The 14,542-nt window shown below is 65.6% G+C and carries 12 protein-coding genes; 9 read left to right on the forward strand and 3 right to left on the reverse strand.

The window, feature by feature from the left end:
• Window positions 1-16 precede the first annotated feature (16 nt).
• Window positions 17-973, forward strand: a complete 957-nt coding sequence (locus KHO41_RS07830) for a delta(1)-pyrroline-2-carboxylate reductase family protein (RefSeq protein WP_211952715.1) — start codon at window positions 17-19, stop codon at window positions 971-973.
• On the opposite strand, the gene KHO41_RS07835 is transcribed toward KHO41_RS07830, so the two are convergent.
• A complete protein-coding gene (locus KHO41_RS07835; RefSeq protein ID WP_211952792.1) occupies window positions 970-1,587 on the reverse strand; it encodes a TetR/AcrR family transcriptional regulator in 618 nt (205 codons plus the stop codon). The genes KHO41_RS07830 and KHO41_RS07835 overlap by 4 nt on opposite strands.
• A gap of 216 nt (window positions 1,588-1,803) precedes the next feature.
• On the opposite strand from KHO41_RS07835, the gene KHO41_RS07840 reads away from it, so the two are divergent.
• Window positions 1,804-3,765 (forward strand): alkyl/aryl-sulfatase, encoded by a 1,962-nt coding sequence (locus tag KHO41_RS07840; RefSeq protein WP_211952716.1) that lies wholly within the window; start codon window positions 1,804-1,806, stop codon window positions 3,763-3,765.
• Window positions 3,766-4,043: 278 nt separating this feature from the next.
• On the forward strand, window positions 4,044-4,769 hold the full coding sequence (locus tag KHO41_RS07845) for an OmpW/AlkL family protein (RefSeq protein ID WP_211952717.1): 726 nt from the start codon (window positions 4,044-4,046) through the stop codon (window positions 4,767-4,769).
• Between the two features lie 860 nt (window positions 4,770-5,629).
• On the opposite strand, the gene KHO41_RS07850 is transcribed toward KHO41_RS07845, so the two are convergent.
• Entirely contained in the window at window positions 5,630-5,830 is a 201-nt protein-coding gene (locus KHO41_RS07850) for a heavy-metal-associated domain-containing protein (RefSeq protein WP_211952718.1), read from the reverse strand.
• A 200-nt stretch (window positions 5,831-6,030) separates the two neighbouring features.
• On the opposite strand from KHO41_RS07850, the gene KHO41_RS07855 reads away from it, so the two are divergent.
• The 3 genes from KHO41_RS07855 to KHO41_RS07865 are packed head-to-tail and all read left to right on the forward strand — an operon-like array spanning window position 6,031 to window position 9,945.
• Window positions 6,031-8,502 (forward strand): heavy metal translocating P-type ATPase, encoded by a 2,472-nt coding sequence (locus KHO41_RS07855; RefSeq protein ID WP_211952719.1) that lies wholly within the window; start codon window positions 6,031-6,033, stop codon window positions 8,500-8,502.
• On the forward strand, window positions 8,499-8,948 hold the full coding sequence (gene cueR / locus KHO41_RS07860; protein WP_211952720.1) for a Cu(I)-responsive transcriptional regulator: 450 nt from the start codon (window positions 8,499-8,501) through the stop codon (window positions 8,946-8,948). The genes KHO41_RS07855 and cueR overlap by 4 nt, the downstream gene beginning before the upstream one ends.
• Before the next feature lie 55 nt (window positions 8,949-9,003).
• Window positions 9,004-9,945, forward strand: a complete 942-nt coding sequence (locus KHO41_RS07865) for an alpha/beta hydrolase (protein ID WP_211952721.1) — start codon at window positions 9,004-9,006, stop codon at window positions 9,943-9,945.
• Here KHO41_RS07865 and KHO41_RS07870 read toward each other — a convergent pair.
• The gene (locus KHO41_RS07870) at window positions 9,942-10,829 is read right to left on the reverse strand and encodes a LysR family transcriptional regulator (RefSeq protein WP_211952722.1); all 888 of its coding nucleotides are present in this window, start codon (window positions 10,827-10,829) and stop codon (window positions 9,942-9,944) included. The two genes, KHO41_RS07865 and KHO41_RS07870, sit on opposite strands and share 4 nt — an antisense overlap.
• 238 nt (window positions 10,830-11,067) lie before the next feature.
• On the opposite strand from KHO41_RS07870, the gene KHO41_RS07875 reads away from it, so the two are divergent.
• The 3 genes from KHO41_RS07875 to KHO41_RS07885 all read left to right on the forward strand — a co-directional run bounded on the left by KHO41_RS07875 (window position 11,068) and on the right by KHO41_RS07885 (window position 14,521).
• Window positions 11,068-12,687 carry a GMC family oxidoreductase gene (locus KHO41_RS07875; RefSeq protein WP_211952723.1) on the forward strand — a complete coding sequence of 540 codons (1,620 nt, stop codon included), beginning with the start codon at window positions 11,068-11,070 and terminating at the stop codon, window positions 12,685-12,687.
• A 318-nt stretch (window positions 12,688-13,005) separates the two neighbouring features.
• The gene (locus tag KHO41_RS07880; RefSeq protein ID WP_211952724.1) at window positions 13,006-13,782 is read left to right on the forward strand and encodes an ABC transporter ATP-binding protein; all 777 of its coding nucleotides are present in this window, start codon (window positions 13,006-13,008) and stop codon (window positions 13,780-13,782) included.
• A gap of 13 nt (window positions 13,783-13,795) precedes the next feature.
• A complete protein-coding gene (locus tag KHO41_RS07885) occupies window positions 13,796-14,521 on the forward strand; it encodes an ABC transporter ATP-binding protein (RefSeq protein WP_211952725.1) in 726 nt (241 codons plus the stop codon).
• Window positions 14,522-14,542 lie beyond the last annotated feature (21 nt).

Raw genomic sequence — 14,542 nt, forward strand, 5'->3', positions numbered from 1 at the left:
CTGCCGGAGTGCCCGCATGTCCCTGATTCCCCTTGATGCCGCCAGCACGGCGGCGCGCCTGCCCTATCCCGAACTCGCCGGGGCGATCGCCGACATGCTGGCCGAGTTGCGCGACGGCACGGCCATGGCGCCACCGCGCATCGCGCTGCCGGTCGGCGACGCGCAGGGCGGGGCGGGCACGCTGCTGGTGATGCCGGCGCGCAACCGGCGGCTGGTGATGACCAAGAACATCACGGTGCATCCGGACAATCCGCGGCGCGGGCTGCCCAATATCCTTGGGGAAGTCGTGGTCGCTGACGCGCATACGGGCGAGCGCCTGGCCATGCTCGACGGTCCCACCGTCACGGGGCGGCGTACGGCAGCCGTGTCGCTGCTGGCTGCGCAGCGCTTTGCCGCTCAGCCGGACGGCGAATTGCTGATCATCGGTGCCGGCGTGCAGGCGCTGACGCATCTGGAAGCCTTCATCGCTGGATTGCCGGTACGACGCGTGTGGCTGCATTCGCGCACGCGCGAAAAGGCCGAAGCGCTGGCCGCTCACGCTGGCTCGCTCGGCGTGACGGCGGAGGTGACCGATGATGTTGCATCCGTGCTGCCGCGCGTGTCGATGGTGGTGACGGTCACGTCGAGCCTTAGTCCGGTGCTACCCGACATCGACAGCGGTCTGTGGCAAGACCACCATTTCATTGCCGCGGTCGGTGCGTTCCGTCCCGACATGTGCGAACTGCCGCCCGCGCTGTGCCAGGCGGCGTCGGCCAGCGGGCGCTTGCTCGCGGATACGCTGTTCGGCATCGAGGAAGAGGCAGGCGACTTGTTGCAGGCGGGCATCGATTGGTCGACCGTGCAGCCGTTCGAAACGGCGATCCTGCAAGCGGATGCGATCCGCGCGCGCCGCGGCAGCCCGCTCGTGTTCAAGAGCGTCGGCTACGCGCTGTGGGACCTGGCGGCGTGCGTGCTGGCCAGCCGGCAGGATTAAGCTGCGTCGGCCTGCAGCCACGCACGGAACAACTCGCGCGCGGGCTCCAGATAGTCTGCGACCGATTCGCTGCAATCGCCGGCATACCAGTGGCAATAGCAGCCATGGAAGGTCGCCAGCATCAGCCGCGCCATCGCGGCCGGCATGGGACGTTGCGGTTGCGAGAACGCCTCGACGAGCTGCTTCACATGGCTGTCCCAGCCGCGCCGGATCTCGGCGCGCACGCTGGCCGGCACGCTGCCCGAAAACAGCATGCCGAGCACCACGCCCTTGGCTTCGGGGTTGGCGGTGAAAGCCTGCGCTACCTGATTGAACACGCGATCCAGTCGCTGCTGCGGCGTTTCACCGGCACGCAAGTTCGGTTCGATCTCCTGGGCGATCTGCTGGAACAGGCTGGTGGCCGCCTCTGCCAGCAACATCTCCTTGCTTCCGAAATGCCATAGCAGACTGCTCTTGGCCACGCCGGCGCTCGCCGAAATCTGGTCGAGCGTGACGTCGGCATAGCCATGCGCGCGCATCAGGTCGCGCGTGACCTCGAGCACGCGCTGGCGGGTCTCGAGGCCTCGGCGGTTTTTTGGATTGGCGTGCGGTGTGAGTGGGGTGGGCGCGGGCATGACCGAACGAAATATGTCTTTTGAATCACTAAAAGGCAAGGCGGAAGCGCGGGAAACTGCCGCTCTGCATTTGACAGTGTGACGCCATTCGAACCAAACTTCAGGATTGTACTGAACGTTCAGCACAATGCGCCCCCGCTGGTGGACGGCAAGTTTCCCCTTGCCGCCTTGTTGTTTCAGCAGGCTCGCACTGAGCCATGTCTCAAGGAGAACCGAATGATTCACCGATACGCAACGCTGGCTGCTGCCGCGCTGTGCCTGGTCGGGCTGGCCCACGCCGCCGACGGCCCGAAGCCGGCGACGGCAGCCACGGCGAAAGCCAATGCCGCCGTCCTGCAGCAACTGCCGTTTGCCAACCGCCAGGATTTCGAGGATGCGCAGCGCGGCTTCCTCGGCACGCTGGACAGCAACGAGATCCGTGATGCGCAGGGGCGCATGGTCTGGTCGCTCGGTACGTATGCATTCCTGCGCGATGCCAAGGCGCCCGACACGGTCAACCCGAGCCTGTGGCGCCAGGCCCAGCTCAATATGAACAACGGCTTGTTCCAGGTCACCGACCGCATCTTTCAGGTGCGCGGGCTCGACATCTCGAACATGACGATCATCGAGGGCGATAGCGGTCTGATCATCATCGATCCGCTGACCTCGAAGGAAACCGCGCACGCTGCGCTGGACCTCTACTACAAGCATCGACCGAAGAAGCCGGTGGTGGCGGTGATCTACACCCACAGCCACGGCGACCACTTCGGCGGCGTGAAGGGCGTGACCACCGACGAGGACGTGAAGGCTGTCCGCGTCAAGGTGCTGGCGCCGGAAGGCTTCATGGAGGAGGCGGTCAGCGAGAACGTCTTCGCGGGCAACGCGATGGCGCGCCGCGCGCAGTACATGTACGGCGCCAATCTGCCGAAGGCTGCCAACGGCCATGTCGATTCGGGCCTGGGCAAGGCGGTGTCCCACGGCACCATCACGCTGATCGCGCCGACCGACCTGATCGCGAAGACCGGCGAGACGCGCACGATCGACGGCGTGCAGATCGAATTCCTGATGGCGCCCGGCACTGAAGCGCCGGCCGAGATGCTGATGTACTTCCCGCAATGGAAGGCACTGTGCGCGGCCGAGGATGCCACCCACAACATGCACAACCTGTACACCATCCGCGGTGCGCAGGTGCGTGACGCCAACCAGTGGTGGCGCGCGCTGGACGAGACCATCGACCGTTTCGGTGGCCGTACCGAGGTGCTGTTCGCGCAGCACCACTGGCCCAAGTGGGGCCAGCAGAACATCACGACGTACCTTGGCAACCAGCGTGACGGTTACAAGTACATCCACGACCAGTCGCTGCGCCTGGCCAACCAGGGCTTCACGCCGGCGGAGATCGGCGAGCGCGTGAAGCTGCCGCCGTCGCTGGCGAGCCAGTGGGACCTGCGCGACTACTACGGCACGGTGAACCACAACGCCAAGGCGGTCTACCAGCGCTATCTCGGCTGGTATGACGGCAATCCGGCCAATCTCTATCCGCTGCCGCCGGAAGAATCTGCTCGGCACTACGTCGAGTTCATGGGCGGGGCGGACAAGGTGATCGAGCAGGCGCGGGCTTCGTATGCGCGAGGCGAGTACCGCTGGGTGGCCGAGGTCATGAAGCAGGTCGTCTTTGCCGACCCGTCCAACCAGGCCGCGCGCAATCTGGAAGCCGACGCGCTCGAGCAGCTTGGCTACCAGACCGAATCGGCCACGTGGCGCAGCGCTTTCCTGAGCGGTGCGCAGGAACTGCGCAACGGCCTGCCGAAGGATCCGGGCACGCGCACCTCCAGCCCCGATGTGCTGAATGCCATGACCGACACAATGTTGCTGGACTACCTGGCGATTCGCCTGAATGGCGAGCGCGCGGCGGGCCAGAAGCTGGCCATCAACTGGGTCCAGCCCGATACGGGCAAGCGCTATGCACTGACGGTGGATAACGGCGTGTTCCGGTACAAGGCCGATGCCCAGCACCAGACCCCCCAGGTGACGCTGAGCATTCCTCGCATGGCGCTGATGGGTGTGCTTGCCGGCCAGACCACACTGCCGGCCGAGGTGCAGGCCGGACGCGCGCGTGTCGACGGCGATGCCGGCGCGCTGCGTAGGTGGGTGGGTCTGATGGACAAGTTCGACAGCAACTTCGCCATCGTGACGCCCTGACGCAACAGCGGTGCGCAGCGGGCGGCGGCTGGATCGAAAACCGGCCCGCCGCCCCCGTAAAACCACGTATATTCGAGGGTTTTTCGCGCAGCGCCGCAAAAGCGTTGCGCGGATGCTGCGGTACCGGAGGCCACGGTCAGCCTCGATGCGATTTTCTTAATGGTTAACCCTTCATTTAGGGGAGTCCTTCTACGAATCAGTGTCGTCGATGAAACAGTCCCCCTGCCGCAGGCCGGATAATGCCTCCGGCAGCAACCCGAATGAGGAGTATGAGGACTATGAAATCGACCTATAAGAAGATGCTGGCGGCAGGCGCTGTCATGGCGCTGGCAGGCACGGCACAGGCGCAATCCGCAGGCAGCAACATCGTCAGCCTGGGCTGGTTCCGCGTGATGCCGAACAGCTCGGCCGATCCGCTGACGGTGGACAGTATCAATGGCCGTCCGGTCAACATGACCCGGCCGAATACGGGCGCCAATATCGAGAGCGCCGATACGCTGGGCATCGCCTTCGAGCATTACTTCACGGATAACATCTCGGCCGAACTGGTCGCGGGCATTCCGCCCAAGCATGACGTCAAGGGCACCGGCGACTACGCCCAATATGGCAAGCTCGGTTCGGTCAGGCAGTGGAGCCCGGCGGTGGTGGTGAAATACCACTTCTTCGACGCCAAGACCAAGCTTCGGCCCTATGTCGGCCTGGGTGTGAACTACACCTGGTTCACCGACGAGACCATCTCCAACCAGGACTTCGTCAACCACGCCTTCGGTATTCCCGGCGCCAAGATGACCGCCAATGCCGAAAGCTCGTGGAACCCGGTGTTCAACGTCGGCGCGAGCTACGCGATCACCGACAACTGGTTCGTGGGTCTGTCGGTTTCCTACTTGCCGTTGTCTACCCGTGCCACTCTCACCACCCAGGCGAACGGGGTGACGATCGTGTCGCATACCAAGATCAAGATTGATCCGGTGGTGACTTTTCTGAGTGTGGGTTACAAGTTCTGATTGGTTGTTTTGATGGTGGGGGGCTCGTGTCGGGAGGGGGTGTCGCTCTTGGCATGCGCCGCGGTTTCGCCGGCGTAGCCGGCGGGCCTTCTCGTTGGGGGTGGGTTATCACTCTTCGCTGGCGCGGCTGTTTCGCCGGCGTAGCCGGCGAGTCACTTTTTGTCCGAGCGACAAAAAGTAACCAAAAAGCGCGTCGTTGCCGCTGGCCATCAATTCCACGGCGGCAGGGGTTCAAACGGCTTTGGACGCCTGCTACGGTGGTCAGTGGTTCGACCCTGCTACGCTATGTGAGTCAGAACCTGTGCCTCGCGCGGCACGACTTTTGGACGATCCCCAAGACGGACTCGGGTACAGCGTTTCAACACGGTCAGTGGTGGGACGCCTTCGGCTGCGCTGCGCGCACGTCGTCGTCTGGGGGCAAGCTCATCAGCGTCGCTGGCGCCCGAGTCCCCGTTCCCGTTCCTGATGTCCTGTCTCTACGCGCATGCATTGGCAGGCATCGTCACCGAGGCGTAGTTCGCCCTGGGCCTGCGTGCTCAGACTTGAGCTCTGCGCGTAGCGCAGCCGAAGGCGATCAGACGATATCGCCGGCAGCAGGGGCCACGAACGCTTGCAGGGCTCGTTCAATCAGCGCGGTAATTCCTCTCACGGTCGTGCGCCACGCGGCAGGCAGCGGAAATCCCCTCTGAAGCCCATACCCGTACAACACCCTCAGCACACTACGATAAAAATTCGCCCCTTTGGGGCAACCAAAACGCGTTTTTGGTTACTTTTGTCGCTCGGACAAAAGTGACTCGCCGGCTACGCCGGCGAAACAGCAGCGCCAGCGAAGCACGACAACCCAACCCCGCCTTCAACCCTCAGCCGACCGCCTTCACCGGATACCCAGCCTCCTCGATAGCCTCGCGCAGCGCCTGCACATCCGCACCGCTTTCCACCTTCACCGACTGGGCCGAAACATCAGCGTTGACGCGGGCAGCGGGATCGACACCTTGCACGGCGCGCGTGATGGCCCCCACGCAGTGGTTGCACGACATGCCTTCGACCTGGAACTGGATCATGGCTTAGACCTCCTGATTGACATGGATGAGCGGCACGATCGCCGCGACAGACGTAGTGTGAACCTTCCCATGGTGGGAAGCGCAAGCGATAACCTCGCGGCGACATCAAAAGCGCATGACACGGCACTCGAATCGTCCTTGACCTTCCTATGATGGTAAGGTCCATCATGCAGTGAACAAAACTGAGAACGAGTCCAGCGATGCCGAATGCCAGCCTTTCCCCAACCTTGACGGGCAGCCAGGCGCCGGAGTGGCGGCTGCCAATCGACGGCATGACCTGCGCGTCTTGCGTGCGGCGTGTCGAGAATGCGCTGGCCAAGGTGCCCGGCGTGCAAGACGTGGCCGTGAACCTTGCCACCGAGCAGGCCACGCTGCATGCGGACAGCGGCGCCGTCCTGCCGGCCGCAGCCAAGGCCGTGGCGGATGCCGGCTATGAAGTGCCGCGCGAGACGGTAGAACTCAATATCGCTGACATGACCTGCGCTTCCTGCGTGGGCCGCGTCGAACGCGCGCTGCGCGCCGTGCCCGGTGTGCTGGATGCCCAGGTCAACCTTGCTACCGAACGCGCGAGCGTGACACTGCTGCGCGGCGCCGCCGATGCCGATTCGCTTGCCGCCGCGGTCGCGCGCGCGGGCTACGGTGCGACGCCAGTCACCGAAACGCTGCCATCGGCTGCGCCGGGCGACGCTGCGCACGACTTCTGGAGCGGCCCCTGGCCGGTGATGCTCTCGGCGGCGCTTTCCTTGCCGCTGGTCGCACCGATGGTGCTCGAATGGTTCGGCATGCACTGGATGCTGCCGGGCTGGGTGCAGTGGCTGCTGGCCACGCCCGTGCAGTTCGTGTTCGGCTGGCGCTTCTACAAGGCCGGGTGGAAGGCCGTGCGCGCCGGTGCCGGCAATATGGACCTGCTGGTGGCGCTGGGCACGAGCGCGGCCTATGGCCTGTCGCTGTGGCTGATGTGGCGCACGCCCGATGGCATGCCGCATCTCTACTTCGAAAGCGCCGCAGTAGTCATCACGCTCGTACGGCTGGGCAAATGGCTGGAGACGCGGGCCAAGCGCCAGACCGCCGATGCCATCCGCGCGCTCGCCGCGCTGCGTCCCGACACCGCGCGCGTGCGCCGCAACGGCCAGGAAGTGACGGTGCCGCTGGGATCGGTGCGTGTGGGCGACGAAGTGGTGGTGCGTCCCGGCGAGCGTATCCCCGTCGATGCCGTGGTGATCGACGGCAGCAGTCATGCCGACGAATCGATGCTGACTGGCGAGAGCCTGCCGGTGCCCAAGGCGCCCGGCGACAAGCTCACCGGCGGCGCCATCAATTTCGAAGGACTGCTCGTAGCGCGCACCGTCGCGGTCGGCGCCGAGACCGTGCTTGCCCGCATCATCCGCATGGTCGAGCATGCGCAGGCGGCCAAGGCACCGATCCAGCGCCTGGTCGACCAGGTCAGCGCGGTGTTCGTGCCCGTGGTGCTCGGCATTGCGCTGGTGACGCTGCTCGGCTGGGGCCTGTTCGCGGGCGACTGGGAAATGGCACTCCTCAACGCGGTGGCAGTGCTGGTGATCGCCTGCCCGTGCGCGCTGGGGCTCGCCACGCCGACCGCGATCATGGCCGGTACCGGCGCCGGTGCGCGCGCTGGCATCCTGATCAAGGATGCCGAGGCGCTCGAGATTGCCCATCGCGTGAGCGTGGTGGCGTTTGACAAGACCGGCACGCTGACCGTGGGCCGGCCCGAAGTGGTGGCGCTGCAGGCGGCCGACGCGGACGATGCCGACGGCGCGAGGCTACTGGCGCGGCTGGCGGCACTTCAGGCAGGCAGTGAACACCCGCTGGCGCGCGCAGTGCTGAATGCGGCGCAAGCGCGCGGCATCCCTGCACCCGCGGCCACCGATGTGCAGGCGCTACCGGGGCGTGGCATTGCCGGCGTGGTCGACGGGCAGGCGCTGCAGCTCGGCAGCGAACGGCTGCGCGAAGCGCTGGGCGCTGATGCGGGTACGCTGCAGGCGGCGGCGGAACGCCTGCGCGACGAGGGCCGCACGGTGTCGTGGCTGGTGGAAACGCAGCCGCCACGCGTCGCTGGCCTGGTGGCGTTTGGCGATGCCATCAAGCCCGGCGCACCCGCGGCAATTGCGCGGCTGCGCGCGGCCGGCGTGCGCACGGTGATGCTGACCGGCGACAACAAGGGCGCCGCGGCACGCGTGGCCCAGACGCTGGGTCTCGATGAAGTACAGGCCGAGGTTCTGCCCGAAGACAAGGCGGCACGTGTGCGTGCGCTCGGCCAGGACGGCGCGGTGGTGGCCATGGTCGGCGATGGCATTAACGATGCGCCGGCGCTGGCCGCGGCCGATGTCGGTATTGCCATGTCGACCGGTACCGATGTCGCCATGCATGCTGCCGGTATCACGCTGATGCGCGGTGATCCGGCGCTCGTCGCCGACGCGCTGGCCGTGTCGCAACGCACCGTGCGCAAGATCCGCCAGAACCTGTTCTGGGCGTTCTTCTACAACGTGGTCGGCATTCCGCTGGCAGCGGCGGGGCTGCTGAACCCGGTGGTCGCCGGGGCGGCGATGGCGTTCTCGAGCGTAAGTGTCGTCAGCAACGCGTTGCTGCTGCGGCGCTGGCACCCGGGTGGCGACACGGGTGGCGACACGGGCGAAACAGGAGCAAAGGCATGAATATCGGGGAAGCCGCGGACGCCTCCGGCGTTTCCGCGAAGATGATCCGGCACTACGAGTCGATCGGTCTGGTCGATACGCCGCCGCGCACCGAAGGCGGCTACCGCCGCTATGACGAGCGCGCCGTGCATACCTTGCGCTTCGTGCGGCGCGCCCGTAATCTCGGGTTCTCGCTCGACGAGATCCGCGGGCTGCTGTCGCTGTGGCATGACCGCCGGCGCGCGAGCGCAGATGTGAAGGCGATGACGCTGCGGCATGTGGCGGACCTGGAAAAGCGCATTGCCGAACTCGCTGCGATGCGCGACACACTGCGGGCGCTGGCCGAAGCCTGCAGCGGCGACGACCGGCCCGATTGCCCGATTCTCGCCGACTTTGCGCAGCCAGATGACCATGCGCATTGCCATGTCGAGGGCGCATGTAGCGGTGCGGTGGCGGACGAACAATAATCAGAAACGCAATGCCCCCCGCGCCGGACGGGCGGCACCGGGAGGAGACCCGCGGATGGACAAGCCCATGACGGAACACCCCGTTCATCCTGCCGAGGCAGGCCCGTCCGCGCCTGCGGACGCGGCTGGCACAGCACCCGGTCTTGCAGCAGTGGAGAGCCGCCAGCGCATGCGCGACGGTACCGAGCTGCTGCTGCGCACCTGGGAACCGGATCCGCGCATGTTCCCCGAAACGGTCGGCTGCGTGTTGCTCGTCCATGGCCTGGCCGAGCACAGTGGCCGCTACCAGCACGTGGCAGAAGTGCTGTGCGGACTGGGACTGCGCGTGCGCGCCTATGATCAGCGCGGGCATGGCGCGAGCGGCGGGGCGCGCATGGTCGCGGAACATCCGGATGCCTATCTGGATGACCTTGCCGAAATCCATGACGCGGCAGTGCGGGTCTGGAAGGAACTGCCGATCCTGCTCGGCCACAGCATGGGAGGGCTGGTTGCGGCGCGCTTCGCCACTGCGCGCTTGCGCCCGGTGCGAGCGCTGGTGCTGTCGTCGCCGGCGCTCGCATTGCGGTTGTCGCCGACGATGCTGACGATCCATCGTGTACTCCTGACGCTGGTGCCGCGCTTGCGTGTGCCGAACCCGATCGATGCACGCATGCTGTCGCACGACCCGCAGGTGGTGGCGCGCTATCGCTCTGATCCGCTGGTACAGACCACGATCACGGCTGGCGTACTTGAGAGCTTCATCCGGGGTATGGCGCAAGCGCAGACCGATGCGCCGCGGCTAGAGGCACCGATGCTGATGCTCGTTGGTGGCGCGGACAAGATCGTCGATCCGGCAGGTAGCCGGACTTTCTTCGACCATGCGCCGGCCGACCTGCGCGAACAGGTGTGGTTCGACCAGGGCTACCACGAGATCTTCAACGAGGCCGAGCCGTTGCGCAGCGAAGTGTTTGCCGCGCTGACGGACTGGCTGCGCCGGCATCTGGCGCAGCAAGGCTAGGTTCGGAACACGGACTCGGCGACGCCGAACACGGCACTGACGACGGGATCGTCCCGGCGGCTGGCCAGCGCGACCAGCATCAGCTCGGTCTGCACGGACATGCCTTCCACCACCACAAGGCCATGCGCGTGCGATTCGCGCAGTGCGATGGAGTCGCGCACCAGCGACAGGCCAACGCCCGAGCGCACCAGGTCCAGCATCGATGCTTCCTGGTCCACATGCGCGACCTTGTGCACGCTGGCAGCGTCGACGCCCGCTTCGGCAAAGCGCGCCGACAGCAGCCGGTTGTGCGCGGATTCAGACGGCGTCCAGATCCACGGCAGCGTCGCGAGCTGCGCCCACGAGCGCAGCGCGGTGCGTTCCTTCCAGCCCTTCGGCGCGACCACGTAATACGAGAACGGCGTCAATGCCAGCGCATGGAAGCCGGCATCCGGCAGCTGCCCGAGGTAAAAGCCCACATCGAGCGCGCCGCTGCGTATCTGCTGCAGCACCCAGCCCGACATGCCGTGGCGCAGTTCCGTGCCGATCTGCGGATGGCGCTCGACCAGCGTGCGCAGCATGACGCCGAGCCGCGTGAATTCCGGGTCGAGGATGGTGCCGATCGCGAGCTTGCCGCGCACGGTGGTGTGCATCGCATCGACGGTGTGCTGCAGGTCGCCGACGCTGTCGAGAATGCGCTCGGCGAGCGGCAGCAGGGCCGCGCCATCGGCAGTCAGCGTGAGGCCGGTGGCGGTGCGTTCGAACACGCGGATGCGCCATGCCGATTGCAGCGCTTTGAGCTGCAGGCTCACGGCCGGCTGCGTCAGGTGCAGGCGCTGGGCGGCGCGGGTCAGATTGCCTTCGCGCGCGACGGCGACGAAGGCGCGCAGGTGATGGAGATCCAAGGTCCGGGGCGCTTCAGTGTGCGCTGCAATATTTTGCGCGGCTTATATTGCGATTGACGATAAATCATTGGACGGGCCCGTGCAACTGCGCCAATCTGGCGGTCAGCGCGGCAGCGGCATGGCAGGAGGGGCGTGCCGCATCTTCACTGAATGCAAAGATGGGCCGTCCTGATGGACACGCATCGGCGCTGCCAGACACCAACACAACAAGAACAAGCACGGAGACGAGACGACTCGTATGGAGACCTTCGACTACATCATCGTGGGCGCCGGCTCGGCCGGCTGTGTGCTGGCCAACCGCCTCACACAGGACGCGGATGTCAATGTGCTGCTGCTCGAGGCGGGCGGCAAGGATGACTACCACTGGATCCATATTCCGGTCGGCTATCTCTATTGCATCGGCAATCCGCGCACGGACTGGCTGTATCGCACGGTCGCGGAGAAGGGGCTGAACGGCCGTTCGCTCGGTTATCCGCGCGGGCGTGTGCTCGGGGGCTCGTCGTCGATCAACGGCATGATCTATATGCGCGGTCAGCGCGAGGACTATGACGACTGGGCACGCCTGAGCGGCGACGACGGCTGGCGCTGGGACAACGTGCTGCCGCTGTTCAAGCGCAGCGAGGACCACCATCGCGGCCCGAGCGAATTCCATGGTGCCGGCGGCGAATGGCGTGTGGAAGCGCAGCGCCTGCGCTGGGACATCCTCGAACGTTTTATCGACGCGGCCGAGCAGGCCGGCATTCCGCGCACCGACGATTTCAACCGGGGCGACAATTTCGGTGTGGGGTATTTCGAGGTCAACCAGCGCCGCGGCATCCGCTGGAATACGTCCAAGGCTTTCCTGCGGCGCGCCGCGGATCGGCCGAACCTGACTATCGTGACGGGCGCGCAAGTCAGCGCGCTGACCTTCGAGGGGCGCCGCTGCACGGGCGTGAATTACGTCGGAGGCGGGCAGGCGCACAGTGCGGCGGCGCGGCACGAAGTGATCCTGGCCGCAGGCGCGGTCAATACGCCGCAATTGCTGGAGCTGTCCGGCGTCGGGCAGGGCGAGCGCCTGCAGGCACTGGGCATCCAGGTGCGGCATGCATTGCCGGGCGTGGGCGAGAACCTGCAGGACCACCTGCAGCTGCGCACCGTGGTCAAGGTCAATGGCGTGCGCACGCTGAATACCCGCGCGGCGAGCTGGTGGGGAAAGCTCGGCATCGGGTTGCAATACGCGTTCAACCAGAGCGGGCCGATGAGCATGGCGCCGTCGCAACTCGGCGCGTTCGCGCGCTCGGATGCGTCGCAGGCACGGCCGAACCTGGAGTACCACGTGCAACCGCTGTCGCTCGACAAGTTTGGCGAGCCGCTGCACGCGTTCAATGCGTTCACGGCGAGCGTTTGCAACTTGCGCCCGACCTCGCGCGGCAGCGTGCATATCGACAGCGCTGATTTCCGGCAGGCGCCTGTGATCGCGCCGAATTACCTGTCCACGGACGAGGACCGCAAGGTCGCCGCCGATTCGTTGCGGCTCACGCGTCGCATTGTGGCGTCGCCCGCACTGGCGCCGTATCGCCCGGAGGAGTGGTTGCCCGGCCCTGGCTTCGATAGCGACGAAGCGCTGGCCGAGGCCGCGGGCAATATCGGGACCACCATCTTCCATCCGGTCGGCACGTGCCGCATGGGGCGTCCGGACGATCCGCTCGCTGTGGTGGACCACCGTCTGCGCGTACATGGCATCGACGGACTTCGCGTGGTGGATGCCTCGGTCATGCCGCTGATCACCTCGGGCAACACCAATTCGCCGACCATCATGATTGCCGAGCGGGCGAGCGACATGCTGCGGGAGGACCGCCGCCAGCAACTCGCTGCATGACATGGCGCGCGCCGCGGAAGGGCAGGGCGAGGTGCCGATCGCCCGCAAGTCCTTGATGCAGCGCGTCAAAAACCTGACACATGGTTCATGTCTTATAGTGCAAACCCCGATGTTTTGCGATGCAACAGGCGCACACAATAGACGCCTGCGGTTGGTGCACCACCCGGCACATGGCACGGGGCATCAGCAGCAACAGCGGTAGTCGCACCGCGCAAAAAAAACACTAAAGCGACCCAACGGCAAAACGCCGAGTTCGAACCGATTGTCAGTGGTGCCGGGCACAAGCCGGCAGTTCAGCAACAGGGCGGGCAGGAGACTATGAATTCACAGGAAACCATCCTGGAAACGCGAAACCTGACGAAGGAATTCAAGGGTTTCACGGCCGTGAGCGACGTCAATCTGCGCGTGCGCCGCGGCTCGATCCATGCGCTGATCGGGCCCAACGGTGCCGGCAAGACCACCTGCTTCAACCTGCTCACCAAATTCCTGGAGCCGACCACCGGCACCATCCTCTTCAACGGCATCGACATCACGCGCGAAAAGCCCGCGCAGATCGCGCGCCGCGGTGTGATTCGCTCGTTCCAGATCTCGGCCGTGTTCCCGCACCTGACGGTGATGGAGAACGTGCGCATCGGGTTGCAGCGCCAGCTTGGCACTGCGTACCAGTTCTGGCGCAGCGAGCGTTCGCTCGACGTGCTCAACGACCGCGCGATGGAGCTGCTCGACCAGGTCGGCCTGACCGAGTTCGCGCAGACCGTCACGGTGAACCTGCCGTACGGGCGCAAGCGCGCGCTGGAGATTGCTACGACCCTCGCGATGGAGCCCGAGCTGATGCTGCTCGACGAGCCGACGCAGGGCATGGGCCACGAGGACGTGGACCGTGTCACGCAGCTGATCAAGAAGGTATCGGCGGGCCGCACCATCCTGATGGTCGAGCACAACATGAACGTGGTGTCGTCGATCGCCGACAAGATCACGGTGCTCCAGCGTGGCGCCATCCTGGCCGAAGGTCCGTACGCGGAAGTCTCGAAGGATCCGCGCGTGATGGAGGCCTACATGGGCACCGCCGACGCCGAGTTGCAGGGCGCGCACTGAGGAGGCCATCGATATGACGACATCCAACGTACCCGCGCTCGAAATCAAGGATCTGCACGCCTGGTACGGCGAATCGCACATCCTGCACGGTGTGGACCTGACCGTGAACCGCGGCGAAGTGGTCACGCTGCTCGGCCGCAACGGTGCGGGCCGTACTACGACGCTGCGCGCAATCATGGGCCTGACTGGCGCGCGCAAGGGCTCGATCAAGGTCAACGGCCACGAGACCATCGGACTGCCCACGCACAAGATCGCGCACTACGGCATTGGTTACTGCCCCGAAGAACGCGCGATCTTCTCGAGCCTGTCATGCGAGGAAAACCTGCTGCTGCCACCGGTGCTCAAGGGCGCGGACAGCAGCAAGGGCATGAGCGAGGACGAGATCTACGAGATGTTCCCGAACCTGAAGGAGCGCCGCCAGAGCCAGGGCACGCGTCTGTCGGGTGGCGAGCAGCAGATGCTCGCCGTGGGCCGCATCCTGCGCACGGGCGCGAACCTGCTGCTGCTCGACGAGATCTCGGAGGGCCTTGCGCCGGTGATCGTGCAGGCGCTCGCGCGCATGATTCTGATGCTCAAGAAGAAGGGCTACACGGTGGTGATGGTGGAACAGAACTTCCGCTTCGCCGCGCCGCTGGCTGACCGTTTCTATGTGATGGAGCACGGCGGCATCGTCGAGCGCTTCGCGGCCAGCGAGCTGCAGGCCAAGATGCCGGTGCTCAATGAATTGCTGGGGGTCTGATCCGCGCATCCGCTTCGAACG

The organism is Cupriavidus numazuensis, from assembly GCF_905397435.1.
In the GTDB taxonomy this organism is placed as follows: domain Bacteria; phylum Pseudomonadota; class Gammaproteobacteria; order Burkholderiales; family Burkholderiaceae; genus Cupriavidus; species Cupriavidus numazuensis.

Bases quoted from the DNA above. Each gene is read 5' to 3' on its own strand.
- KHO41_RS07830 (WP_211952715.1), top strand. From the start codon at position 17: ATGTCCCTGATTCCCCTTGATGCCGCCAGCACGGCGGCGCGCCTGCCC.
- KHO41_RS07835 (WP_211952792.1), bottom strand. From the start codon at position 1,587: ATGCCCGCGCCCACCCCACTCACACCGCACGCCAATCCAAAAAACCGC.
- KHO41_RS07840 (WP_211952716.1), top strand. From the start codon at position 1,804: ATGATTCACCGATACGCAACGCTGGCTGCTGCCGCGCTGTGCCTGGTC.
- KHO41_RS07845 (WP_211952717.1), top strand. From the start codon at position 4,044: ATGAAATCGACCTATAAGAAGATGCTGGCGGCAGGCGCTGTCATGGCG.
- KHO41_RS07850 (WP_211952718.1), bottom strand. From the start codon at position 5,830: ATGATCCAGTTCCAGGTCGAAGGCATGTCGTGCAACCACTGCGTGGGG.
- KHO41_RS07855 (WP_211952719.1), top strand. From the start codon at position 6,031: ATGCCGAATGCCAGCCTTTCCCCAACCTTGACGGGCAGCCAGGCGCCG.
- cueR (WP_211952720.1), top strand. From the start codon at position 8,499: ATGAATATCGGGGAAGCCGCGGACGCCTCCGGCGTTTCCGCGAAGATG.
- KHO41_RS07865 (WP_211952721.1), top strand. From the start codon at position 9,004: ATGGACAAGCCCATGACGGAACACCCCGTTCATCCTGCCGAGGCAGGC.
- KHO41_RS07875 (WP_211952723.1), top strand. From the start codon at position 11,068: ATGGAGACCTTCGACTACATCATCGTGGGCGCCGGCTCGGCCGGCTGT.
- KHO41_RS07880 (WP_211952724.1), top strand. From the start codon at position 13,006: ATGAATTCACAGGAAACCATCCTGGAAACGCGAAACCTGACGAAGGAA.
- KHO41_RS07885 (WP_211952725.1), top strand. From the start codon at position 13,796: ATGACGACATCCAACGTACCCGCGCTCGAAATCAAGGATCTGCACGCC.